Source organism: Pseudomonas sp. AU11447 (genome assembly GCF_001672555.2).
Lineage (GTDB): Bacteria > Pseudomonadota > Gammaproteobacteria > Pseudomonadales > Pseudomonadaceae > Pseudomonas > Pseudomonas nitroreducens.
This window is the reverse complement of record NZ_LZDG02000020.1, coordinates 13,975-38,389: the sequence shown is the minus strand read 5'-3', so window position 1 is coordinate 38,389 and position 24,415 is coordinate 13,975. Positions and strand designations below refer to the sequence as shown.

17 protein-coding genes are annotated in these 24,415 nt (G+C 65.7%); 8 read left to right on the top strand and 9 right to left on the bottom strand.

Features of this window, described 5'->3' with window-relative positions:
- Positions 1-13: 13 nt before the first annotated feature.
- From A6723_RS05075 to A6723_RS05035, 9 genes are all read right to left on the bottom strand, one after another.
- Positions 14-481 carry a DUF2934 domain-containing protein gene (locus A6723_RS05075; protein WP_064979565.1) on the bottom strand — a complete coding sequence of 156 codons (468 nt, stop codon included), beginning with the start codon at positions 479-481 and terminating at the stop codon, positions 14-16.
- The gene (gene treY, locus A6723_RS05070) at positions 478-3,204 is read right to left on the bottom strand and encodes a malto-oligosyltrehalose synthase (protein ID WP_064979564.1); all 2,727 of its coding nucleotides are present in this window, start codon (positions 3,202-3,204) and stop codon (positions 478-480) included. Before treY ends, A6723_RS05075 begins: the two co-directional genes overlap by 4 nt.
- Complete coding sequence (malQ, locus tag A6723_RS05065) at positions 3,197-5,239, bottom strand: 4-alpha-glucanotransferase (RefSeq protein WP_054906854.1); 2,043 nt, start codon at positions 5,237-5,239, stop codon at positions 3,197-3,199. Before malQ ends, treY begins: the two co-directional genes overlap by 8 nt.
- The gene (gene treZ, locus A6723_RS05060; RefSeq protein WP_054906855.1) at positions 5,236-6,999 is read right to left on the bottom strand and encodes a malto-oligosyltrehalose trehalohydrolase; all 1,764 of its coding nucleotides are present in this window, start codon (positions 6,997-6,999) and stop codon (positions 5,236-5,238) included. The genes malQ and treZ overlap by 4 nt, the downstream gene beginning before the upstream one ends.
- Positions 6,996-8,522 (bottom strand): glycogen synthase GlgA, encoded by a 1,527-nt coding sequence (gene glgA / locus A6723_RS05055; protein WP_054906856.1) that lies wholly within the window; start codon positions 8,520-8,522, stop codon positions 6,996-6,998. The genes treZ and glgA overlap by 4 nt, the downstream gene beginning before the upstream one ends.
- 474 nt (positions 8,523-8,996) lie before the next feature.
- On the bottom strand, positions 8,997-9,650 hold the full coding sequence (locus A6723_RS05050; protein WP_054906857.1) for a glycosyltransferase family 2 protein: 654 nt from the start codon (positions 9,648-9,650) through the stop codon (positions 8,997-8,999).
- Positions 9,647-10,237, bottom strand: coding sequence for a class I SAM-dependent methyltransferase (locus A6723_RS05045; protein ID WP_306304362.1), 591 nt, complete (start codon positions 10,235-10,237; stop codon positions 9,647-9,649). The genes A6723_RS05050 and A6723_RS05045 overlap by 4 nt, the downstream gene beginning before the upstream one ends.
- Complete coding sequence (locus A6723_RS05040) at positions 10,234-10,980, bottom strand: PIG-L deacetylase family protein (RefSeq protein ID WP_054906858.1); 747 nt, start codon at positions 10,978-10,980, stop codon at positions 10,234-10,236. Before A6723_RS05040 ends, A6723_RS05045 begins: the two co-directional genes overlap by 4 nt.
- Positions 10,977-11,996: an acyl-CoA dehydrogenase family protein gene (locus tag A6723_RS05035; protein WP_175405524.1), complete on the bottom strand. Its 1,020-nt coding sequence runs from the start codon at positions 11,994-11,996 to the stop codon at positions 10,977-10,979. Before A6723_RS05035 ends, A6723_RS05040 begins: the two co-directional genes overlap by 4 nt.
- Positions 11,997-12,449: 453 nt before the next feature.
- On the opposite strand from A6723_RS05035, the gene A6723_RS05030 reads away from it, so the two are divergent.
- From A6723_RS05030 to tnpC, 8 genes are all read left to right on the top strand, one after another.
- The gene (locus tag A6723_RS05030; protein WP_024762568.1) at positions 12,450-12,887 is read left to right on the top strand and encodes a PRC-barrel domain-containing protein; all 438 of its coding nucleotides are present in this window, start codon (positions 12,450-12,452) and stop codon (positions 12,885-12,887) included.
- A gap of 360 nt (positions 12,888-13,247) precedes the next feature.
- A complete protein-coding gene (locus A6723_RS05025) occupies positions 13,248-13,619 on the top strand; it encodes a low affinity iron permease family protein (RefSeq protein WP_054906859.1) in 372 nt (123 codons plus the stop codon).
- Positions 13,620-14,140: 521 nt separating this feature from the next.
- Entirely contained in the window at positions 14,141-15,745 is a 1,605-nt protein-coding gene (locus A6723_RS05020; protein WP_054906860.1) for a response regulator, read from the top strand.
- A 104-nt stretch (positions 15,746-15,849) separates the two neighbouring features.
- Positions 15,850-16,680 (top strand): hypothetical protein, encoded by an 831-nt coding sequence (locus tag A6723_RS05015; protein WP_054906861.1) that lies wholly within the window; start codon positions 15,850-15,852, stop codon positions 16,678-16,680.
- 45 nt (positions 16,681-16,725) lie between these two features.
- Complete coding sequence (locus A6723_RS31115; protein ID WP_054906862.1) at positions 16,726-20,103, top strand: YadA-like family protein; 3,378 nt, start codon at positions 16,726-16,728, stop codon at positions 20,101-20,103.
- A 50-nt stretch (positions 20,104-20,153) separates the two neighbouring features.
- Positions 20,154-20,759, top strand: a complete 606-nt coding sequence (bamE, locus tag A6723_RS05005) for an outer membrane protein assembly factor BamE (protein WP_054906863.1) — start codon at positions 20,154-20,156, stop codon at positions 20,757-20,759.
- Between the two features lie 103 nt (positions 20,760-20,862).
- Positions 20,863-23,880, top strand: a complete 3,018-nt coding sequence (locus tag A6723_RS05000; protein WP_019486717.1) for a Tn3 family transposase — start codon at positions 20,863-20,865, stop codon at positions 23,878-23,880.
- The gene (gene tnpC, locus A6723_RS04995; RefSeq protein WP_019486718.1) at positions 23,877-24,239 is read left to right on the top strand and encodes a Tn3 family transposase post-transcriptional regulator TnpC; all 363 of its coding nucleotides are present in this window, start codon (positions 23,877-23,879) and stop codon (positions 24,237-24,239) included. Before A6723_RS05000 ends, tnpC begins: the two co-directional genes overlap by 4 nt.
- The last annotated feature ends 176 nt before the right edge of the window (positions 24,240-24,415 follow it).

Below are 24,415 nucleotides of genomic sequence, written 5' to 3'. Positions count from 1 at the left end.
CTGGCTCCAGGGATCAGTCGGATTGGGATGGCTTCGATGTCGGCGGCCGCACGCCCGAGGGTTTGGGCGTGGCTTTCCCGGCCGCGGAGGGCTTGCTCTTGCGCTGCTTGTCGGTCGGTGTGACGGTCGGCGCGCTGCTGGTCGGCCTGGCTTTGGGCGGCGAGCTGCGCTCGGCGGGCGGCGGCGTCGGTGCCACGGTTTCACCGGAGGTTTGCGGTGCGTCGGGGGTTTCGGGGGTTGCCTTGGGCAGTCGGCCCTTGCGTCGTGGCGGCTCCTGCAGGATTGCCGGCTTTTCCGGCTCCTGCTCGCCCTCGAAGCGCGGCTGCACCGGCTCATCGCTTTCAGGGACGGACTTGCCCGCTTCGGCGGCGGCAAGGCTGAGAGCCATGCGCCAGTGGCGTTCGTGCTGGCCGTCGGGGCGTCCTTCGGACTCCCAGATCTGGTGGGCCAGCTCCCGGACTCTTCGCTCGTCGATTTTCATCGTTCACCTCCGGATATCAGCAGGTTGACCGGGACCTCGGCCAGCAGCTCGGCCAGCAGCGGCTCCCCGTCGTGCGGTTCGAGGGGGCCGGCCAGCCCGCTCCAGCGGATGGCGGCCAGGGAAGAAGGCAGGTGCAGGCGGGTGTCCCGCCAACCTTGCGCATCGACCAGGGGCAGGGGAGATTGGCCCAGCAACGCGGCGGCGCAGCGCGGTACCACCACCAGCAGATGCTGGCCGGCATGGCTGCGGACGAAGGCCACCACCTCGGCGGCAAATTCGCCGCGCACTTCCAGCGGCAGGTAGTCGCCGGCAGCGAACAGCGTCGGCCAGCGTTGGCGCAGACCGAGGGCGCAGGCCAGCAGCGCCTGCTTGATCTGGCCGTTGCGCCAGTCGCGCAGCAGCGCGGGCCAGTCCGGCGGGCCATCCAGAGCCGCTTCGCGGGCAAGGAAGTCGGGGATGCGCCGGTTGTCCGGGTCGACCAGGCTGAAGTCCCAGAATTCGCAGCCCTGGTAGAGGTCGGGCACACCCGGCACGGTATTGCGCAACACGCACTGCGCCAGGGCGTTCAGTGCGCCTGCGGGCATGAGGCTGGACGCCGCCCTGGCGATGGCCTGGCGCAGCGGCAAGCCGGGCGCACCGAGCAGCAGCGCTTCGAGGAATTCGCTGCAGCCCCGCTCGTAGGCTTCGTTGGGCGAGCTCCAGTCGCTGTCCAGCTTGGCTTCGCGAATAGCCTTGAGCTGCCACTGCTCGATGCGCTGGTGGTAATCGCGCAGGCCCGCTTCGTCATCGGCGGCCAGCTCCAGCGGCCAACTGCCGAGCAGGCACTGGTACAGAATCAGCTCGTCGCCGCCACTGGGCGCGGGGCCACGGGCAGTCTGCCGGCGCAGTGGAGCGGCCAGTTTCCACCAGCTCCAGGCCTGCTCGGCGAACCATTCAGCGCGCTCGCTGAGCACCGCCAGGCGCGCGCGGCAGTCTTCGCCGCGCTTATGGTCGTGGGTGGCGCTGGCGAGCAGGGCGCTGGGAACGTCGCGCAGGCGCTCCTGGCAGGCCCGATGGAAAGCCGCCACATCTCCCGCCATCTGCTGCGGGTCGGAGCCGACGTCGTTGCGCCCCAACGCCGCCGCCGAGCGATAGCAGGCGGTGTCTTCCAGGGACTTGGCGGCGATAGGCGGGGTGAGCTGCTGGAAACGGTCCAGGGCCAGCTTGCGCAGCTGCCGCAATGGTCCCGGCGGCAGGCTGCGCAGGGGTTCGCCGCCCAGGATGCGGTCGAGCCAGACGAGGGTGCGCTGGTCCATCGGTTCCAGTTGCTGCCGGGCCTGTTCCAGGGCCTGGGAGAAGAAGCGCTGGTCCTGCGTCGAGCGGCCCAGGGCATGGGTATAGGTGCGGTAGACCGGGAAGGCGACGAGCAGCTGGAACAGCGCGCGCCTGATCGAACCCAGCGGAATGTCGCGGCTGGCCAGCTCGAAGCGGGCGATCTGCCAGAGCTGTAGGGCGAGGCCTTCGACGTCGCCGGCGAACAGCGAGTTCAGCACGCGCTCGCGGGCCTGGCGGATTTCCTCGGCGAAGCCGTCCTGGCGGCCGCTGAATTCCAGCCACAGATGGCGAAGCACCGGCTCGCCGCGCGCGTCGTGCTGCAGCAGCGAAAGCTGATTCATGAAGTCATAGCCGGTGCTGCCCCGGACCTTCCAGTCCGCCGGCAGGGTCTCGCCGGGGGCGAGGATCTTCTCCACGAAGACCGGCGCGCCGTGGGTGGCGCGCCACAGGCGCCGGCAATAGCCGCGCGGGTCGGCGAGACCATCCACGTGGTCGATGCGCAGGCCATCGATCAGCCCTTCGGCCATCAGTTTCAGCAGGTAGGCGTGGCTGGCCTCGAAGACGTCGGGGCGTTCGGCGCGCAGGCCGACCAGTTCGTTGATGTCGAAGAAGCGCCGCCAGTTGATGTCGTCCGCCGCCACGCGCCAGTTGGCCAGGCGATAGTGCTGCTGCTCGATGAGCCGGTGGAGGCTGTGCCAGTCGGCGCGATAGGAATCCAGCAGGTCCTCCAGCCGGGAGCTTTCGGCCAGCGCGGTGGCGGCCTGGCGGCACAGGCCCTGGGCGAGGTGGCGGGCCATGGGGTGATGGTGCAGTTCGACGAAACGCGGTGCCAGGGCCAGCAGCTCGAAGCTGTCGGTGTGGCAGAGGATCATGCCGTAGCTGGAGGGGCAGACCGGGAAACGCTGCTCGCCATAGCGCAGCAGGAAGCGCGCGCTGGCGCCGTCGTAATCCAGGCGGATGCGCCCGCCGCTCACTTCATCGACATAGTCCTCGCCGAGGCAGGGCAACAGCACCTGCTGGTCGAGCAGCGGGTCGTCGCTGTGCCAGCGGATGTCGAAGAAATGCGCGTAAGGGCTGTCCAGCCCCCATTCGAGTACGTCCTGCCACCAGGGATTGGCGTCGCCGATACGCATGTGGTTGGCCACGGTATCCACGATCAGGCCCATGCCGTGCTGCCGCAGCCCGTCCACCAGCCGCCGCAGCGCCGGCTCGCCGCCCAGTTCATCGCTGATGCGGCTCGGGTCCACGGCGTCGTAGCCATGCATCGAGCCCGGTTGCGCCGCCAGCAAGGGCGAGGCGTAGAGGTGGCTGATCCCCAGGCGGGCGAAGTAGCCCAGCCAGGGGAGGGCGTCGTCGAGGGTGAACTCGCGATTGAATTGCAGGCGCAGGGTGGCGCGGATTTCACTCATGCTCGCGGCCCCCGTTGCGGGCCCGACGCAGGCGTTCCAGGCGGGCGCGTACCGGTGGGGCATCAAGCAGCCGGGCGGCGTTTTCCTCGAAGCGGCGCCGCCAGTTCGGGTGCCTGTCGCCCGGCCCAGGCAGGTTCGGTTGCTCGACGCAGCCCAGTGCATCCTCCAACGGCAGCAGCACCAGGGGCGCCGGTGTGCGGCCGAGGAACTCGATGGCGCCATCCAGCAGTGCATCGGCCTGGATGGCGCTTTCGCCAAGGGCGCGACGCAGGGCGAAGGTTTCGTACTGGCGGTTGTTGCGCTCCTGGGCAGCACTCTCGGGGCTGCGCTGGCCGAGCTGTTCGCGCCAGTCGATGTCCCGACCTCTCTGCCATCCCTCCAGGGTCGGCAGGTCGTGGGTGGTGCTGGTGGCCAGCGCAGCATCGGGCCAGTGGCGCGGAGCGATGAAGTGGCCGTGCTGCTGCTCGAACAGCAGCACGCGCATGCCCAGGATGCCCCGTTCGGCCAGCGCCTCGCGCAGCCCCGGCGGTACCGTGCCGAGGTCCTCGCCGATGATGATGGCGCGGGCCCGCTGCGCTTCGAGGCAGACCAGCCGCAGCAGGTCCTGGATGGGGTAGTCCAGGTAGGCGCCGTCCTGCGGCGCGGCTCCCGCCGGGATCACCCAGAGCCGGCGCAGGCCGAGGATATGGTCGATACGCAGGCCACCGACGTAGCGCAGGTTGGCCCGCAACATCTCGATGAAGGCGCGGTAACCGTTGCGCCGCAGGCCGTCCGGGGAAAAGGCGCAGATCCCCCAGTTCTGCCCGCTGCGGTTGAGGATGTCCGGCGGGCAGCCGACGCTGACGCCGGTGAGCAGCTCGTCCTGGCGCATCCAGGCCTGGCTGCCGGAAGGTTCGGCGCCTACCGCGAGGTCGGCGATCAGGCCGATGCCCATGCCGGCCTCGCGCGCCTGTCGCTGCACCTGCTGCAGGCCGCGGGCGACCAGCCATTGGCCGAAGGCCTGCTGGCTGATCGCCTGTTCCTCCTCGACCATGAAGCGGCCGACCTCGGCGCTTGCCGCATGGCGGTAGGGCTCAGGCCACGAGCGCCAGTCGAGCCCATCGCCGGCCGCGACGCGACGCAACTGCAGGACCTGGAAGCAGCAGTGCTGAAGCAGCTCGGCGCCACCCTGGTTGCGGAAGGCGAGAAAGTCCTCCTGCAGGGCGCCGCTGTGCTGCTGGAACTGCCCATAGAGTTGTGCCAGCAAGCGATCGCGCAGGCGGGCGACGGCCTGCCAGTCGATCAGCGGCAAGTGTTCCAGGCGCTCCCGCTCGGCCTCCAGGCCGGCGGCAACGAATGCCTGGCGTACCGGCTCGTCGCCCAGCACCAGGGCGGGAGCGGCATAGAGTTCGTTGAACAGCAGTCGGCTGGAGGGCGAGTAGGGGCTGTAGATTTCCCGCGCCGCAGGGAACATGGCGTGCACCGGGCTGATCGCCACTGCGTCGGCGCCTTGCCCGGCGGCAGCACGAACCAGTTGGGCGAGTGCGCAGAGGTCGCCGGCACCGCCGTCCGCCTCGCTGCGCAGCGAGTACAGCTGTGCCGCCAGGCCCCAGACGTGCCGACGGCCGCCGCAAAACTGCGCAACCGAAGGGCAGCGCGGCGGCGCCACGGCGAGGATCAGCTCATGCGGGCCCAGGTGCAGCGGGTAGTAGCCGCAGTGTTCGAGGGCTGGAATCTGCCCGTGCTCGTCGACATGACCTTCGCTGTGGCCGCTGTCGTCCTCGTTGAACAGCTTGTAACCGGTGCCTGGCGCGACCGGCACGCTGACTGGCCGACCGCAGTCGGCGGTCAGCAGCGGCGGCACCTGGGCGCGGCGCTGCTCCAGCTCGTTCAGGCTCTGGCGGATCTGCTCCGGACTCTGCGCCGCGAAGCCCAGGGCCTGCAGCACACTGCGCTGCACCTCGGCGCTGAGTCGCTGGGGACGATTATCGGCGTCGACCCAGTCGATCATCAGCCCGGCTTCAGCCGCCAGACGCTCCAGCTGTGCATCGCTCATCGGCGCGCCTCCAGGCTGGCGACCAGCGACGCCGCGCCGAGCCAGCCATGACGGTAATGCGCCGCACTCTGCCCGCAGCAGAACAGCAACTGGGCGCTTTCGGCCGGCGGCTCGACGGCGACGTCGTCCGTTCCCAGGTTGAGGTCCAGGCGCCACTGGCTGCCGTCGCCCAGCTGCCAGCGCGCGCTCAGGGCGCGCTCGCCCAGTGGCTTCGCCTCCAGCGCGCGGCTGCCGGGCAGCTGTGGCACCAGCCAGCGCTGGCGTACCTGCAGCAATTGCCGGTAGTGCTCGCGCCAGGCGTCATCGCCCTGGTCCGGTCGCGGACGCGAGGCGACGAAGGTCTGGTAGTCGTTGGGGTCGGGAATCCAGGCCGCGGCACCGGGCGAGGCGAACCGACTGAAGCGTTTGAACTCTTCGCGGCGGCCCTCGGTGACGGCGCGGGCGAGGTCGCCCTGGTAGTCGGTGAAGAACAGGAAGGGCTGCCTCTCGCCCCATTCCTCGCCCATGAACAGCATCGGGATCATCGGGCTGAGCAGCACCAGCGCGGTGGCGGCGCGCAGCGGGTCGGTGTGCGCCAGGCAGGTCAGGCGCTCGCCCAGGGCGCGGTTGCCGATCTGGTCGTGGTTCTGGGTGAAGGCCACGAACGCCTGCGGCGGCAGCGCACCGCTGGGTTCGCCACGGGCGATGCCGCGGTAGTCGGTCTCGCCCTGGAAGGCGAAGCCTTCGCTCAGGCAGCGGCACAGGCGGCCGATGGGGTCGTGGGCAAAGTCGGCGTAGTAGCCTTCATCCTCGCCGGTGAGCAACACGTGCAGGCAATGGTGCAGGTCGTCGTTCCATTGCGCGTCGAAGCCGTCGTTGTTTGCCTCAGTGCTGCGGCGCAGCAGGCTTGCCTCGTTGTGTTCGTTCTCCAATACCAGGTGCAGTTCGCGGCCTTCGGCGGCGTGGCGGGCACGGGTAGCGAGATCGCGGAGGAAGTCCTTGTCGGCAATGGCGTGCACGGCATCCAGGCGCAGGCCGTCGACGCGGTATTCACGCACCCACATCTCGGCGTTGCCGATGAAGAACTCGCGCACCGCCGGATCGCGGAAGTCGATGGCCGGGCCCCAGGGAGTCTGCTGGTCGCGGCGGAAGAAGGCGCTGGCGTAGCGCCCCAGGTAATTGCCCTGCGGGCCGAAGTGGTTGTAGACCACGTCGACGAAGACCATCAGCCCGAGGCCGTGCGCCTCGTCGATGAACTGGCGCAAACGGTCCGGATCGCCATAGGCGCAGGAGGGCGCGTAGGGCAGCACGCCGTCGTAGCCCCAGTTGCGCCGACCGGGAAAGGCATTCAGCGGCATCAGTTCGATGGCGGTGACGCCCAGTTCTGCCAGTGCCGCCAGCCGCCCCTGGAGCGCGGCGTAGCCATCGAACAGGCCGACGTGGGTTTCGTAAAGCACCGTTTCATGCCAGGGCCGGCCGCGCCATTGCGGGTGCCGCCAGCGGAATGCGGTGGGGTCGACTACCCGGCTTTCGCCCTCGACGCCGCCGGCCTGGTCGCGGGAGGCCGGGTCCGCCACGCTCAGCTCATGGTCGATGCGGTAGCGATAGGTCTGCCCGGCAACGGCCGCCAACTCGGCGCTGAACCAACCGTCCTGCGCTGCCTCCAGCGGATACAGGCGGCCGCCGCCCAGTTCGACTTCCACCCGCTGCGCATCCGGGGCCCACAGCGCGAACCTCACCTTGCCGCCGGGCAGGACCTGCGCTCCATGCCGTGGCGTCATCGTACGGCCTGCGCGGGCGCGTGCAGCAGGCGCTGGTAGAGGGCGGTGTAGGGGCGAACGGCGTCGTCCCAGGTCAGCGGCGACTCCATGGCCTTGCAGCGCATGGCGTGCATCAATTCCGGATAGCGGTAGATATTCAGCGCACGGCGCACGGCGTCGTAGTAGCTGGCCGGGGTCTCTTCGCGGAACAGTAGGCCGGTGACGCCATCGACGATGGTGTCGGCCAGGCCGCCGGTGTGCCGGGCAATCGGCAGCGAGCCGAAGCGCTGGGCATACATCTGGCTGAGGCCGCAGGGCTCGTAACGCGAGGGCATGAGCAGGAAGTCGCTGGCGGCATAGATGCGCCGGGCCAGGGTTTCGTCGAAGGCGATCTGCACGCCGACCCGACCGGGATAGCGCTCCGCCAGTTCGCGCATGGCCAGTTCCAGCTCCGGTTCGCCGCAGCCGATGGACACCAGCCGCCCGCCAGCGGCGACCATCTCGTCGGCAATCGCCAGGGTCAGGTCGATGCCTTTCTGGTGCACCAGCCGCGACACCACGGCAAACAGCGGACCGCGGCCGGGCAGCAGGCCGAAGTGCTTCTCGACGTACTCGGCGTTGCGGCGCTTGCCGGCCAGCCGGGTGACATCGAAGCCCTCGATCAGGTGCGGGTCGCAGGACGGGTCCCAGCCGGCGTCGATGCCGTGGGTAATGCCGCTGAGCTGGCCACGGTCGCGGCGCTGGGAGAGCACCCCCTGCATGCCGCAGCCGAACTCTTCTCCGGTGATCTCGCGGGCGTAGGTTTCGCTGACCGTGGTGATGTGGCTGGAGTGGCTGATGCCGGCCTTGAGGAAGGACAGCTTGCCGTAGAATTCCATGCTCTCCGGCAGGCCGGCCGCTTCCGGCAGGCCCAGTTCGGCGCAGCAGCCCAGCGGGCAGGCGCCCTGATAACCGAGGTTGTGGATGGTCAGAACGCTGGGTGTCGTCTGTCCACGCCAGGCCATGTAGGCCGGAGCCAGGGCCGTGGGCCAGTCGTTCACGTGCAGCAGGTCAGGGCTCCAGCCCAGCTCGCTCATGCCGGCGGCCAGGTCGGCGGCGGCGAGGCTCAGCCGCGCAAAACGAATATGGTTGTCGGCCCATTCATGGCCGTTCTGGTCCACATAGGGGGTGCCGGGGCGGTCGTAGAGTTCCGGGCAGATCACCGCGTATACCACCAGCCCGTCGGCGAGCTTGAGCTCGCCGATATCACAGGCGGGCAACGCTGCAAGGCCGGGCAGGCGGCCAACCATCTTGCACGCCACGGCGCCCTTGAGCACCTGTGGGTAGCCGGGAATCAGCACGCGGATATCGTGGTCGCCCAGCAGGGCCCGGGGCAGGGCAGAGGAGACATCGCCCAGGCCGCCGGCCTTGACGAAGTCTGAAAATTCAGAGGAGACGAAGAGAATCCGTTTGCGTCGCTGCGGCGGCGCACCATCGGCCGAGGGTACCGCGGTGAGGTTGAGTGTGGCGTCTTCCAGACGCACATCGGCCAGCTGGTTGCGCATCGTTCGTTCCTCTCTGTGTCAGCGGGGGCGTGGCTTTACCTGCCGGCCCTGCGGGTCTCCGTGGGTGGGTGCCGTCCTTCGGGTGACAGGGGCGCGAAGGGCGAAGTTTCGTCTTTCCGCCAACAGGCTCGGTGGTCAGCCGCGGCCTTTTGCTGCTTCCCTGCAGACAGACGCCAGGCAGCGAACCCAGGTCCGGGATGGTTCCGGAGCTGCTCGTTGCTGTGGTCACTCAGGCAGGGGTAAAAGGCGCAGCCGGAAAGAAAGCCCCGATAAAGCTGCAAGCAGGGTCCGTACCAGTCCCTCGTCTGGAATCAAGTGTCTGAAGGCAAAGAAAAAACGCACCGGCGGCTGGCGATGTGCAACCAGCAGAATGCACGATCGGGCGTGCAGCCGGTTGCAATACGCCTTGCCGCTGCGCTTCACGGAGTGGGTTGTGTTTGCCCTGATCGAAGGGCAGCAGTTGAGCTCGCCTGCTCAGGGTGCCGCCAGGTTGGCAAGGAACTCGCCGAAGCCGCCGATGGCCCGGTAATCGAGGCGGGCGCTGGTGGTGACGCAGGTCTGGTGGGTCCAGACGATCCGCGCGCCGCTTCGCTCCAGATCACGAACCAGGCAGACATCCTCGTTGCAGGGCAGGGGACGGAATCCCCCGGCCCGCTGATAAGCCCGAGCGCAGATGCCGAGGTTGGCTCCGTGGATGTGGCGATGGTCCTCGCGGCACTGGTAATGCTCTTCATGGCGAAGGCGCACCTGTTCGTCGTGGCCCGACCAGTCCGATACCTGCACCGTGCCGCAGACGGCCTCGGCGCCGAAGGCCAGCTGGCGAACCAGCCAGTCATCGCTGACGCAGGTGTCGGCATCGGTGCAGGCGAGCCAGCGTGCGCCCTGGGCGAGCAGCCAGGCGGCACCGGCCCTGCGCGCATGACCGACATTGCGCGCGTGGACCTGCAGCACGGCGACGCCCAGCGAGGCGGCGACGGATTCGCTATCGTCGGAGCAGGCATCCAGCACCGCGAGGATGCAGACCGGCTCGCCGTCCAGGCCGGGATGCAAGGCCGCCTGCTGCAGGGAGCGCAGGCAGGCTCCCAGCAGCGCAGCTTCGTTGTGCGCCGGTACGAGGATGCCAATCATCCGGGGGCCTCGCTGAACCAGAGTTCCAGGCGGAAGTCGGCCTCCAGATGCTGCACGCTGGGCGCAAAGCCCATCGCCAGGGTGATCGCCTCATGGACCTCATCGCCGGTCAGCGTGCAGCCTTCGATCGGGTGCCGCCAGTGACAGGCCAGCAGTACGCCTCCCTCCGCCAGGCTCGCCGCCGCTTTCCGGCAAGTCCGCTGCCAGGCTGGCACGCCAAGGTAGTAGCCCAGCTCGCCGAGCACGATGAGCTCGAACTTCGCCTGCGGCCATTGCTCGGGCAATGCTTGCTGCAGCACCCGCACATTGCTCAGTGCAGCAAGTCGCTGGCGGGCCAGCGCGACAGCCTCCGCGCTGTAATCGGCGCACAGCAGGTGCTCAACCCGCCGGGCCAGCTCGGCACTGGTTTCGCCATTGGCGCAGGCCGGTTCATAGCCGCTGCGAAAGCGCAGGCGGGGGAGGCAGGCGAGCAGCAGGTCGCGCTTGCGCTTCTCGTACCAGGAGGTACGGAACGACCAGGGGTCCGGGTCATCCCGGTACATCCGGTCGAAATGCTCGGCCGGCAGGAGCGGAGTGTCGCCGTTCACTGGAAATACACCTCGAAGGGCTGCAGCAGGGTTTCCAGCAACTGGGCACTGAGGATCGGCGCGCTACCTTGCAACTGGCTGGCGTGGGCTTCGAGCGCCTGACGCTTGCGCTGCAGGGCATCGTCATCCAGGTCCAGGCGTCGTGCTCGGCTCCAGGGCAGGCGCGGATCACCGGGAAAGGCCCAGTGCCACGCCCAGATCGGAGTCTCGAAATGCCGCGCGCCACACTCTGCGGCCAATTGCGCGCAGGCGAGCCCGACCTGCTCATGATCGCAATGGCCATCCTCTCGCCAGGTGCTGACCAGTCGATCGCCGGGGCGCAGCAAGGCGCGCAACTGGTCGCGAAGCTCTGCCGCCGCGACGCCGCCGTCGGGCAACCGCAAGCGTCGCCATTGCCATTCGCCGAGATCGATGCCGAGGCGGGCGAGGGCGCTGCGGCTTTCGGCGATTCGTGTCTGCCTCAGCGTGTCGGCTGTCCACTGTGAAGAACCGCGATGGCTGGCTTCGCCGTCCGTCACGGAAACCAGCAGGCCTGCGCCGCCCTGTCGCGCCAGGCTGGCAAGGAGCCCTCCGCAGCCGAGCACTTCATCGTCCGGATGCGGAGCGACGACGACCAGCCTGCGCCCCGGCGGCACCAGTTCTTCGCAACGGAGGCGCGGCAGGCGATCGAGCTGGATGCATGCCCGCCACACCGAAGATGGCGTGCCGCGGGTACCGGCTATGAGGTTCTGGGCCTGGCTCATAGCGCCCACGACTCGATTTCGAGACGTTTCAGGTGCATGCCCAGGTGTGCCAGGTCGCGCTCTCCGTGGCTCTGCCGGAGGAAGACCGGCAGGTCTGCGGCCAAGCGTGCAAAGCGTCGGTCGCGGCAGAACGGCGTTGCCCCGAGTGCCCGGCCGACATGCCATTGCACGGCCTCGACAGCCCCTTCGACCTGGGCTCGAACCCGGCGGGCGGCCAGCTCCGCAGGGGCGGCGGGGTTCTCGTCGATCCACGCGGCGCATTCGCGAAGAGCACCGGCGGCCCCGGCGAGGGCTGCATCGACGGCTCCCAGGTGCGCCATGGCGTGAGGGTCATCGCTATGACCCTGGCGAAGATAATCCGCCAGTCGACCCGCGGCGCCATACCAGCAAGCGGCGATGCCCGCGCCGCCATGCCAGAAGCCAGGCCGCTCCAGATACTCCTGCGGGCCGCCGACACAGCGGGCCAGCGCCTGGTCGAAGGCCACCGCCACACTGCCGGTGGCTGCCATTCCCACGGCATTCCAACCGCCGTTTCCAACGCTTGCGCCGGGTTGGGCGAGGGAAACGGCGACCAGTTGGGAACGCTGCTGTTCATCCTTCACCGTGACCAGTGCGTGATCCACCACGGCCGCGCCGGAACACCAGGGTTTGCTCCCGCTGATGCGTACATGGCCCGCTTCGCGAGCCACTACTTCGACACAAGGGCTTGGAGGGTCGGCCGCCCAGACGGCCCAGACTCCGCCCAGGGGCTCGCTGTCCAGCTCTGCCAGGATGGCCAGGGCATCGGTGTGGCCCTCGTAGAGCTTGAGCAGGGACAGATCGCTGCCTGCCACGGCCGCCAGGGCCTGCCAGCGCTGCAGGGTTGCGCCGCTGGCGGGCAAGGGCAGACGGTCCAGACCGTCGTCGATCAACTGGCGCAGCACGGCGCCGATAAAGGGCAATTGCTGCGAAGCCTCCTGCGGCAGTTCGAAGTCGCGCAGCAGATGAGACAGGGCGTGCGAGCGGTCGTGTTTCATGGCATTCCCCCTTTCGGAGCCTCTATGCCATGCCGACCTTGCGTTGCGGTTTGCGGTTCAAACCGAATTGTCCTGTGCCTTACGGCCAATTCGGCGGTGCGCAGCCGGGATAGCGATGGCTGCCGAAGGCACCCAGCAATCCGTTCCGCTCGCCGTACCGCTCGGGTGTTTTGCACAGGCCGCAAGGGTGGATCGGGCGTTCTGCTGATTGCACCGTGCGATCAATTCCTGGCCCAGCGGCTCTACGGCGTCCTCCTTCGTTCAGGGACAAACCGGGCGTGGAACTTGCTGGACCAGTCTGGCACTTCACCCGAAGCTGCCGGAGCCGGGCTAGCACCCGGTCCCGCGCTGGATGCGCACGGCCCAACCCGTTCCGTGTGCACCTGGAGCAGAGTCGACCGCCCCGGTGCGAAGCTGTTCCAGCCTTCCGTGGCCAATGGCCAGGAGCCCGTCATGAACTACGAAGATCGCGATACCTATGGCATGTACAAGAATCGCCCCGTCGCCGTCGAGGCCGACTCCAGTCGTGGACCGGGTCCGCGCCTGATGGGCGCCGACACCCTGATCGGCAACGATGTCTACAACACCCGCGACGAAGACCTGGGCGACATCAAGGAGATCATGCTCGATACGCAGAGTGGCCGTGTCGCCTATGCGGTGCTGTCCTACGGCGGGTTCCTCGGCATGGGCGAGAAACTCTTTGCGGTGCCCTGGAGCGCGCTGCGCCTGGACACCGTCAACAAGCGCTTCGTCCTGGACGTCGACAAGGAACGCCTGTCCAGTGCGCCAGGGTTCGATAAACACGACTGGCCGGACATGCAGGACCCGACCTGGAGCCAGCAGATCCACGACTATTACGGCACCAAACCCACCGACGACCCGCGTTTCTGACGTTTGTCGCCTGGCCGATGCGCGGTGTTTCGCATCGGCCGGGAACAATGGCAGCGCAGGGCTTCAATACCGATCGCTACACCACTGGCAGTGCGGGCTCAGAGCAGTTTTCTGAACTCCCCGGGCTGCCACGTCTCTACCGGGCAGGCCCCACTTCAGCGGAGTGCATGCCATGATCGGACCAGGATCGCGCGGTGATTCGCCAGTCCACTCTCAGCCCCAGCGGGGCGCCCCCTCAGCGGCGGATCAACGGAAAGCAACTCCCCCTTCGCACGACCCCACGCAACCAGCAACAGGGAAGAAGGGCGGGCGGGCTTTTCACGCTTTGCCCAGTCCCTTTCGCAATGGGCCGGCCGCCCACTGACCTTCGCCCTGGCCTGCGTGCTGCTGGTGGCCTGGGCACTCAGCGGGCCGTTCTTTCACTTCAACGATACGTGGCAGCTGGTCATCAATACCTCGACCACCATCATCACCTTCCTCATGGTCTTCCTTATCCAGAGCACCCAGAACCGCGACACCGACGCGCTGCACATCAAGATCGACGAGTTGCTGCGTACCACCCACCACGCCCACCGCGTGCTGATGGGGCTGGACGACATGGGCAGCGAGGAACTGCAGAAGCTGCGCAAGACCTATGAGGAAATGGGTGAGGAGAATGCGCAGGATGGCTCGCCACAAAAGGTCGCCGAGCGTGAGGAAAAAGAAGACCAGCATGGGCCGGCCAGCCCTTGAGCCGTGCCCAGCGGCCCCGGCAGCTGCTGTCGATGGAGGGCAACTACCGGACCAGGGCTTGAAGTGACGGCGGCGCAGTTCCGTGGCAACCGCAGGACAGCAAACCACCGACTGGCCAGGCCTGTTCGGAGCGATAATCGCTGCTCACTCGCCTGGCTTTCTTTCGAGCCTGCAACGTCTCCCTGACCAGGGTAGCGCGGTCGAACGCGCGGGCAGACTGTGCGGGCGGAAAGTCGATCAAGGTCTTGAGGTGCGCACTGACCAGCTCGCCCAGTCGCCCGGCGATGCAGGACGATTTCTGGGGCAGATGACTGAAGGAGTTCCTTGCGGTGTCGCAGCTTTCTCAGGAATCGCTGCGCAGGTTGAGCATCAGTGCTGCCAAGCGCGGCAGCACCGGGCGCAGTCATCTTCCTGGGTGGAGACGTGCCGTTTCCATGACCCCATGCGTGTTCCCGCCGGGCCTGGCGCCAGGCTCGCCTATGCTCATCGCACGGCGAAAGCGTCCGGAAGGAGGATAGGGAATGGTCACCGTGCTTCTCGTGGACCCGACACCCATAGTGCGCAGCGCTTTGCGTGACCTGCTGGAAGACATGGGGCACGGAGCCGTCGACGAGGCTGTCGACGTCCCCTCGGCACTGTCGCTCGCCCGCGAGACGCATCCGGACCTGGTCATTCTCGAGATGGCGCTGCCCGGTGCGGGCGGCCTGGACCTGCTGCGCCGGCTACGCGCGCGGGACCCTGCGCAGAAGCTGCTGGTCTACAGCCGGCAGAATCCCGGGCACTTTGCGCCGCTGTGCTTCCAGGCCGGCGCCAGCGGTTTTGTCAGCAAGGACGAGGACCTCAAGGAACTGCGCAAGGCCATTGTGGATGTGCTGTCCGGCCGTGCGCATTTCGCGAGGGAATACATGCAGCCGGGGAGTGGGGGCGAACTGGCGAACCTCACGCCCCGCGAATTGGCAGTACTGCAACTGATCGCCGAGGGCCACTCCAACCTGAGCATTGCCGAGCAGTTGCGGATCAGCTTCAAGACGGTCAGTACCTACAAGGGCCACCTTCTCGAGAAGCTGCATGTGGGTTCCAACGTGGAGCTGGCCGAAATCGCACGCCGCAATGGCCTGCTGGCGGGGCAGGAGAGCAACGCCGGCGCCCTGTCAGCGGCGGCCTTGCCGCCGGAGCTGGGCATGTTGCGCGGTCTGGTGGATGCTGCGCCCAACCCGATGTTCGTCCGCACCATCGAGGGCCGCTTGCTGTTCTGCAACCAGCGTTTTCTCGACTACTACCGGCTTACCGCGGAAGAGGCGCTGAACTCGGGACTTGCCGATGCGCGCTGGTTTCCGCCCGCCCTGCGCAAGACGATTCCCGAGTCCTTTCGGCGGCTGGTCAATGATGGTGTACCCATCGCCGTGACCAACCGGGTGGAGATATTCGGCGCGCCGCGCGTGCTGCACTACTGGATGGTGCCTTACCGCGACTCCAGCGGCCAGCCAGCCGGGATGCTCGGGGGATTGCAGGACATCACCTCCAGCGAGGACCACCTGATCGAGTTGCGCGACCGGGCGCTCGGCGCCGAGGCGCGGCTGAGGCAGCGGACCGAGTTCTACATGTCATCGCTCAGCGAACTTGCCGAGCGGTTGGCCGGCCTGGGGCTGCATCCGGCTACGCCGGGCCTTGCCGATCTGACCGCGCGACTGGCGCGCCTGCGGCGCATCTGCGACCTGGAGGATGGTCAGGTGCCATCCGCACCGGAATCCTGCGGGCTGCGCGCCTTGATCGGGCGCGGCCTGACCGGGCAACCGGCGAGCCTTTTCGGCGCGCCCAACGTCGATATCGACCGGGTCTGGCTGGACGTGCGCGTCTTCGCGGAATGGATGACGAGCGCCCTGGCGCTGTTCCGAGCGGACAGCGACGCACCCGTCACCCTGCGCCTGGACATCTCCCCGCGGGAATACGGGCGGATTGGCGCTCAGCTGAAAATCCGCGGCCGGAGGGCACCGCAGAGCGTCATCGACCGTTGTCACGCCGAGCGCCTGGCTGAACACCTCAAGGGGCGTTTCAGCTATGAGTGCGAAGATGAGGAGGTCACCGTCCTCCTCGAACTCGAACTACTCCTGGCCAGCCTGGAGTGACTATCGAAGAACTCTGATGGTGCTGCCTGAAGGACTCTGAGTTCGCTCCGAGCCCCGCCTTCCTAGCATGTGCGCAACCCGATCACTTCTCCGGAGTTGCCAGCATGATTCCCACCTCTGTAACCATTTCCCCGCGCCGTCCAGGCGCATTCTCGACGCTCGCCATTGCCCTGCTGATGGCGGCCGGCTCTGCGCTGGCCGCCCCTGCGACAGCACCTCAAAAACCGGCGCAGCCGCTGGTGATGCTGGCCCATCAACAGTTGCTCGAAGGCGATCTCGGCGCCGCCCAGGCGCTGCTCCGCGAAGCCGGCGCCAAAGGGCAGGGCGGTACTCGAGCGCTGGCCGAGCAGGCCTTTCTGGAAGACGCCAACGGCCGTCACATACGCGCCCGGCAGTTCTATGACGCCCTCAAGGGCAGTGACCAGGAGGCCGTCATTGCGGTTCCGTCGGCGGTAAACCTGACCGCTCTGGCGCGTTTCGACCTGGCCCGCAGCGCATTTGCCGCTCTCCAGAAGCGCTCGCCCAGCCCCCAGGTGCAAGCCTACGCCGGCCTGTGGAGCCTCTGGCTCGGCGCACGGGGTGCCAGCGATGCCGGACTCAAACCTGACGCTGCCAGGGCCCGGGTGCAGAAAATCGCCCGTGGCATCAAGCCCGTCACCGCCCAGCAGCGCGCCCTTGTCGCCCTCTACCAGGGCAAGACCGACAGCTCGGCAGTGCTCGCCGAGATCGACGCCCTGCAGGCCCCCGAGACGGTCAAGCGCGACCTGCGTACCGAAGCCGGGCTGTTCGCCGGCGCCTACCTCGACTACGTCCGCCAGGACCACCAGGCCGCCCTACGCCTGTACCAGCTCGCCCTGGCGCAATCACGCCCTGCGGCCATGGAGCGCCAGCTGCTGATCCAGTCCAGCCGGGCCCTGCAACTGTCTTCTCGCTGATTTTCCCTACCCATGCCAGGGCAATCCCCTGGAAGGAGTCCCCTCGTGAACAGGATCTATCGTCTCGTCTGGTCCAAGACCCAGCATTGCTGGTGTGTGGCCTGTGAATTCGCCCGGCAGTCGGGCAAGGGCGGCCGCGCGCTGGCGGTCCTCGGCCTGGGCGCCCTCGGCAGTATTTTCCTCGGCGACGCCCTTGCCGCCGGCGGCTCGACCTATGAAAAAGGCATTGCCGGAAACGCCGGCATCTACGTCAACGACAGCACCGACTCAGGCTGCGTGTTCGTCCACGATACCGGTGTGAGCGGCGATCAGGGCTGGAAGTACGACGGCAACAACAGCAACTGCAAGGCCGGTGACAAGTCGAGCCAGACCGGCCGGGTTCTCTTCTACGGCACCGGCACCCAGAGCGACGGGACCAACTCGCTGACGCTGGGTAATGAGCTGTACGTGAACGGTGGCCGCATTGGTCTCAACAACAAGATCGACGGGACAAACTCCCTGGCCATCGGCAATGTCGGTACTGATGCAGCCGGCGCCGCCACCGGCACCCAGGCGGTCGCCGTGGATTCCGTCGCGATCGGCAACAACGCCGTGGCCAGCAAGCAGAACGCAATGGCGCTCGGGACCGCCGCCCAGGCGCTGGCCCAGGATGGCGTAGCACTCGGCTCAGGCTCGGTAGCGGGTACGTCGGCCGGCGCCCCCGGCTATGTCCCCGGCAGTGCCAGCCGGGAGCAGGCCGACGCGATCGGCGCCACCACCAGCACCCTGGGTGCGATATCCGTCGGCGATGCGGCTACCGGCAAGTTCCGTCAGATCACCAGCCTGGCAGCCGGCACCCGCGACAGCGATGCGGTCAACGTGGCACAGCTCAAGGGCGTGGTCGGTAGTGCCACTGCCGATGCCGTGATGTACGACAACAGCACCCACAACAGCATCACCCTCGGCGGTGATACCTACGACAACAGCACGCACACCGGCGGTACGACCATCACCAACGTGGCCAACGGGGTGAACGACAGCGACGCGGTCAACGTCTCGCAGTTGAGCGAGCTGGCCAACACCCCGATCACCTTCGTCGGCAATTCCGGCGCGGTCGACAAGAAGCTGGGTGACAGCTTCATTATCGAAGGCGCGGCCACTACTGCAGGTTCCTACTCGGGCGCCAACCTGAAGACCGAGGTGGATGCCAACGGCCACCTGCAACTGCAGATGGCCGACAACCCGCAGTTCGATTCGGTGACCACCGGCAACACCACGATCAGCAACGACGGCCTGACCATCATCGGCGGGCCGAGCGTCACCACCGTCGGTATCGACGCCGGAAACCAGAAAATCATCAATGTGGCGCCCGGCGACATCAGCGCCAGTTCAACTGACGCCGTCAACGGTTCGCAGCTCAATGCGACCAACCAGCAGGTGGACCAGAACACCACCAACATCAGCAACGTCACCAGCAATATCAGCAACCTCACGACCAACATCGACAATGGGACGATCGGCCCGGTGCAGCGTACCGGTACGGATCAACTGTCGTTGATTGCCGCCGGCGGCGATGCCTATGCGCCGGGGGCCGCCCAGGTGCTGACCAACGTAGCGGCAGGTGCAGTCAACGCCACTTCGACGGACGCTATCAATGGCTCGCAACTGCACGACACCAATCAGCAGGTCGACGCCAACACCACCCAGATCACCCACCTCGATGGTCGGGTGACCAATGTGGAAGGCGACGTGACCACGCTGCAAGGCGATGTGACCAACCTCGGCGACAACGTCAAGAACATCTACAACACCGGCACCAAGTACTTCCACGCCAACTCCACCGGCACCGACTCCTCCGCCACCGGCTTGGATTCGGTGGCCATCGGCATGGGCGCGGTATCCAGTCATGACGGCAGCGTCGCGCTGGGCTCCGGCTCCGTCGCTGACGGCATCACGCTGGGACATCAGGCCTATCTGGTGGGCGGCACCGCCAACGGCGAAGTGAATGTCGGCGCCCGTCGCATCACCGGCCTCTCGGCCGGCGCGGATGACTCCGATGCGGTGAACGTCGCCCAACTCAAGCAGGTGTCGGGCGCGGCAACCGAAGGCTCGGTCAAGTACGACCTGAACGGCGACGGCAGCATCAACTACAACAGCGTGACCATGGGTGGCAGCACCTACAACAGCGTAACCAGGACCGGCGGCACCAGGATTACCAATGTCGCACGCGGGGAGGGCGACAGTGACGCGGTGAACATGTCCCAGCTCAATGAGACGAACGCCCAGGTCACCAACATCGACGGCCGCGTCACCACCGTCGAGGGCAGCATCACCAGCATCAACAATGGCGGCGGCATCAAGTACTTCCACGCCAACTCGAGCAAGGCCGACTCAGTCGCCAGTGGTACCGATTCGATCGCCGTCGGTCCCAATGCCCAGGCCAGCGGCAAGGGCGCAGTTGCCGTTGGCGACGGTGCCAGCGCTTCGGCAGATGGCAGCGTGGCGCTGGGGCAGGGCGCCAGCGACAACGGCCGCGGCGCCGAAAGCTACACCGGCAAGTACTCCAACGCAGCCAACGCCAGCGTCGGAACCGTCTCGGTGGGCAATGGCGCAACAGGCGAAACCCGCACCATCAGCAACGTGGCCGATGGCAAGGAGGCCACCGACGCGGTCAACCTGCGCCAACTCGACGGCGCCGTGACGGAGTCCAAGCAGTACACCGACGACTCCATCCACAACGTCAACACCCAGGTCGCCAACGTCACCACCAACGTCAGCAACCTCGACAACCGGGTGACGCATGTCGAGGGCGATGTGAGCAACGTACAGAACGGCACCGACGGCATGTTCCAGGTCAACAACAGTAGCCACCTGCCCAAGCCGAAGGCTGTCGGCAGTGACTCGGTGGCCGGCGGCGCCGGCGCCGAAGCGGTGGCCGACAACAGCACCGCGATCGGCTCCAACGCCAAGGCAAAAGGGCGCAACTCGGTTGCCATCGGCGCGAACTCGGTGGCTGAGCGCGACAACAGCGTCTCCGTCGGCAGCGCCGGCGCCGAGCGGCAGGTCACCAACGTGGCCGCCGGCACCGCGCCGACCGACGCCGTGAACGTCGGCCAGTTGCAGCGGAGCATGGGCGATATCTCCGACCAGTTCTACGACTACACCGACTCCCGCTACAACGCGCTGCGCCATGACCTGAAGAAACAGGACGACATCCTCAGCTCGGGCATCGCCGGCGCGATGGCCATGGCCACGCTGCCACAGCCGTACTCGCCGGGAGCCAGCATGGCCACGGTCGGGCTTGGCAACTTCCGTGGCCAAGGGGCGCTGGCAGTCGGCGTATCGAAGATTTCCGACAACGGCAAATGGGTCACCAAGCTGCAGGGCAGCACGACCAGCCAGGGTGAAACCGGCGTTGCCGTCGGCCTCGGTTACCAGTGGTGAATCTTTCCATCCAGGCCCGGCTTCGGCCGGGCCAGCTCCAGGAGATCAACATGAATACTTTCAGTACTGTCGCCATACGCGCACTGGTCACGACTTGCGCCGGCCTGTTGCTGGCTGCCTGCGGCACCCTCAGCCAGGTCGACGAGCAGGGCCATAGCGCCGCGCCCAAATTCCCCGCAATCAGCGAGTCCTACCGCCCACAAGGCAGCTACGCGAGCCTTGAGAACCTGGAGAAGATCCAGCCAGGCATGAGCAAGGCACAACTGTACGAACTGCTTGGTACGCCGCACTTCCACGAAGGTCTTTTCGCGGTGCGCGAGTGGGACTACATCCTGCGCTTCCGGCGTGCTGGCCAAGCCGACCTGGTCTGCCAGTACAAGGTGCTGTTCGACAAGGACCTGCAAGCCCAGAGCTTCCTGTTTTCCCCGGCTGACTGCCTCGCTCAGCTCCAGCCGGCGACCAGTCCCACCGTCCAGCCTGTCCCGACGGTGCAGCGGGTCACGCTGTCCGCCGACGCCAGCTTCGCCTTCGACCGAGCTGACCTGAGCGCTGCCGGCCGCAGCAATCTGGATCGCCTGGCCGTGCGGATTCGCCACGAGCATCCGCAGCAGGGGTCATGCCGAGATAAAGGCAAAATTAGGACATTTGGCTTCTAAGCTTTTGATTTTAAAGTGGTCTTTCGGAAAACTTTTTCGCCAACCCGCTAGCCCATGATCCAGGGCTATGCTAGGTCGTTAGTTTGTCTGGGGGGACATGCTAATGGCTTCAGTCGAGCGCACTGCGTATCCTGTTCTGCCGAACCAAGTCGCGGCCAAGGAACTTCATCGAAGCTACACCCTCTCCGAGGCGGAAGCCGAATGGATCAGCCGTTCCGCCAAGAGTCCTGCTCTATCGGTTGGGCTGGCTGTTCAACTCAAGGTTTTCCAACAGCTGCACTACTTTGTCCCCTTAGACGAGATTCCCCAAGGAATTATCGATCACGTTCGCCAATGCATGCGCTTCGGCACCCGCACCGTTCCCCGTTACAGCAATGCCCGCACGCTTTATCGCCATCAGGTCGCCATTCGCCAGTTTCTTCAGGTGACCCCCTTCTACAATAGTGATGGCTTAGCGCTCACTGCGCAGATTGCGGAAGAATGTGCCCAAGTGCTCGAGCAGCGGGTTGACCTTATCAATGCGATGATCGAGGAATTGATTCAGCGCGGCTATGAGCTGCCCGCCTATTCAACCCTGAACAATGCCGCTGAGACGGCTCTGGCGAATGCACAGGAAGCCACATTCAATCTGGTAGTAGCCAGAACACCTATCGAGGTGATCTACCGGCTCAAGGAGCTGCTCGACACTGATTTCGGGCGCCGGCAAAGCGACTTCAACGCCCTCAAGCAGGCACCCAAGAAGCCGTCTCGCAAGCATCTTGAGGTGTTGATTGACCACCTTGCCTGGCTGGATAGCTTTGGCGACCTGGACACCATTTTCGAGGGAATCGTTGAGACGAAGATTCGGCATTTCTCTGCTCAGGCCGCCGCTGCCGACGTTTCGGAACTGAAGGACTGCTCACTGCCTAAACGCTACACCCTGATGCTGGCGCTGATCTACCGGATGCGGGTACGTACGCGGGATCACCTGGCGGAGATGTTCATCCGGCGAATTTCCACCATTCACAAGCGCGCCAAGGAGGAGCTTGAGCAAATCCAGGTGCGGCAACGGCAGAAGCTCGAGCGTCTGGTAGCCACCTTGGCCGGTGTGTTGCAAATCCTGGCTCAGGAGCCGGATGACCAGGAAGCTGGCAGCCTGATCCGTGAATACCTTTGCCCGGAGGGCAAACTGGACCAGTTTCGCGAAGCCTGCGCGGAAGTTCAGGCCACGGGTGGAAATAACTACCTGCCGCTGATTTGGCGACACTTCAAATCCCATCGTTCGCTTTTGTTCCGCCTGAGCCATTTGCTCCAGTTGGAGCCTACCACCCAGGATCGCTCCTTGATCCAGGCCCTGCACTTGATTCAAGACAATGAGAACTTGCACCGCGAATGGATCGATGAGCACGTGGACCTGTCCTTTGCTTCAGAGCGCTGGGCTAAGGTCGTACGCCGGCCGGCCAGTGAAGGGCCGCCAACCAATCGCCGTTACCTGGAGGTGTGCGTCTTTTCGTATCTGGCCAGCGAGCTGCGTTCCGGCGATCTGTGCGTCAAGGGCTCCGAATCGTTCGCGGATTACCGCGAGCAGCTCCTGCCGTGGAGCGTATGCTTGGAGCGCCTACCAGCTTATTGCGAGAAGGTCGGCCTGCCAGGTACGGCCAAGGCGTTTGTCGCGGCCCTCAAGTCCCAGTTGGAGGAAAGTGCACAGCAGTTGGACGACAAGTTCCCCTCCTGCCGCGGCGATGTGTCGATCAACGACGCTGGCGAACCGGTACTGCGCCGCGTGATAGCCCGGGATATCCCACCCTCGGCCATCTCCTTGCAAACCGCAATTGTTCAACGCATGCCGGCGCGGCATGTACTCGACATCATGGCCAACATCGAGCACTGGATACAGTTCAGCCGGCATTTCGGCCCGATGTCCGGCAACGACCCCAAACTCAAGGCGCCGGCTGAGCGCTATTTGATGACCATCTTCGCTATGGGGTGCAATCTAGGTCCCAACCAGGCGGCCCGACATCTGGCCGGCAATGTCACACCACACATGCTTTCCTACACCAATCGCCGGCATCTCTCGTTGGAGAAGTTGGACAAAGCCAACCGCGAGCTGGTGGAACTTTACCTGCAGCTCGATCTGCCCAAGCTCTGGGGGGACGGCAAGGCGGTGGCAGCCGATGGCACTCAGTTCGACTTCTATGACGACAACCTGCTAGCGGGTTTCCACTTCCGCTATCGGAAGCTGGGCGCGGTAGCCTACCGGCATGTGGCCAACAATTACATCGCGGTGTTCCAGCACTTCATCCCGCCCGGTATCTGGGAAGCGATTTACGTGATCGAGGGCCTACTAAAGGCCGATCTCAGCGTGGAAGCCGACACCGTGTACTCTGATACTCAGGGTCAGTCCGCCACGGTGTTTGCCTTCACTCACCTGCTGGGCATCAACCTAATGCCTCGAATCCGCAACTGGCGCGACCTGGTGATGTGTCGGCCGGAGCGAGGTGCTTCCTACAAGCACATCAACCGCCTATTTACCGATACGGCCGACTGGCACCTGATTGCAACCCATTGGCAGGACTTGATGCAGGTGGCGCTGTCGATCCAGGCCGGCAAGATTTCCTCGCCCATGTTGCTACGCAAGCTGGGCTCCTACAGCCGGCGCAACAAGCTTTACCATGCGGCTCAGGCGCTGGGCAGCGTGATCCGGACGATCTTCTTGCTCAACTGGATTGGCAGCCGCGAGCTGCGCCAGGAAGTTACCGCCAACACCAACAAGATCGAGTCCTACAACGGTTTCTCCAAGTGGCTGTCATTCGGTGGCGATGTGATCGCCGAGAATGACCCGGACGAACAGCAGAAAAGGCTGCGCTACAACGACATGGTGGCCTCGTCGGTGATCCTGCAGAACACCGTGGACATGATGTGTATCCTGAAAAAACTGGCGCGTGACGGGTGGCGGTTTACCGATGAGGATGTGTCTTTCCTCAGCCCTTACCTCACCAACAATGTGAAGCGGTTCGGCGAGTTCAACCTCAAGCTCAACCGCCCTCCGGAAGCCTGGATCAAGGACTCAGTGTTCCAGCAAGCTGCCGGCTCGCTCCGGGGCGGAACGCCCAACCAGGCTTCCATGGAGGAAACCCCATGATCAACATCCCTCCCGCTTCGTTTCGCGTCACGCCCTATGGTGAGGTGGATGCCGCTGCACTGGATCAGCTACGCGACAGCTTTGACACGTCCCAACTCCGACGCCTAGTAGAAGGTCTGGATGCGTGCCTCGCTGAAATGGGGGGTGTCATCGCACTGCGGGACGGGCTACTGAGACTTCACGCAATGGCGCTGACCATTGTCGAAGGTGCTGCCCTGGCCGTATCGACCGAGAACGCATGCATCTGGGCTGAAGCAGACTCCGTGCAGCTGGACCTCGATGCTCTGGCATCATGGGTTCGTGATACTCAGGATTGCCTCACTCGCTTAGTCGAACTCAGGCCAGACCACGAGCATTAGCGTGGTTCGTGTCATAGGTGAATTGAAGAGGTAAAAGTTCGGCCTTGGCGCAACGGCTAGTCAGTTGAAGAATGGCAGCGCGTGTCGCCGGATGTCTGCAATGGCTCCGGGCTGCGTTAAAGCAGCGAAGCGCTATCAGCGGGACCGTGTCTGACAGCCCCCAATCAGAGCAAAAT

Coding starts and splice junctions, on each gene's coding strand:
- glgA (WP_054906856.1), bottom strand. CDS start 8,522: ATGCGCAACCAGCTGGCCGATGTGCGTCTGGAAGACGCCACACTCAAC.
- treY (WP_064979564.1), bottom strand. CDS start 3,204: ATGAGTGAAATCCGCGCCACCCTGCGCCTGCAATTCAATCGCGAGTTC.
- A6723_RS05015 (WP_054906861.1), top strand. CDS start 15,850: ATGATTCCCACCTCTGTAACCATTTCCCCGCGCCGTCCAGGCGCATTC.
- A6723_RS05075 (WP_064979565.1), bottom strand. CDS start 481: ATGAAAATCGACGAGCGAAGAGTCCGGGAGCTGGCCCACCAGATCTGG.
- A6723_RS05000 (WP_019486717.1), top strand. CDS start 20,863: ATGGCTTCAGTCGAGCGCACTGCGTATCCTGTTCTGCCGAACCAAGTC.
- treZ (WP_054906855.1), bottom strand. CDS start 6,999: ATGACGCCACGGCATGGAGCGCAGGTCCTGCCCGGCGGCAAGGTGAGG.
- malQ (WP_054906854.1), bottom strand. CDS start 5,239: ATGAGCGATGCACAGCTGGAGCGTCTGGCGGCTGAAGCCGGGCTGATG.
- tnpC (WP_019486718.1), top strand. CDS start 23,877: ATGATCAACATCCCTCCCGCTTCGTTTCGCGTCACGCCCTATGGTGAG.
- A6723_RS05050 (WP_054906857.1), bottom strand. CDS start 9,650: ATGATTGGCATCCTCGTACCGGCGCACAACGAAGCTGCGCTGCTGGGA.
- A6723_RS05030 (WP_024762568.1), top strand. CDS start 12,450: ATGAACTACGAAGATCGCGATACCTATGGCATGTACAAGAATCGCCCC.
- A6723_RS05035 (WP_175405524.1), bottom strand. CDS start 11,996: ATGAAACACGACCGCTCGCACGCCCTGTCTCATCTGCTGCGCGACTTC.
- A6723_RS05040 (WP_054906858.1), bottom strand. CDS start 10,980: ATGAGCCAGGCCCAGAACCTCATAGCCGGTACCCGCGGCACGCCATCT.
- A6723_RS05020 (WP_054906860.1), top strand. CDS start 14,141: ATGGTCACCGTGCTTCTCGTGGACCCGACACCCATAGTGCGCAGCGCT.
- bamE (WP_054906863.1), top strand. CDS start 20,154: ATGAATACTTTCAGTACTGTCGCCATACGCGCACTGGTCACGACTTGC.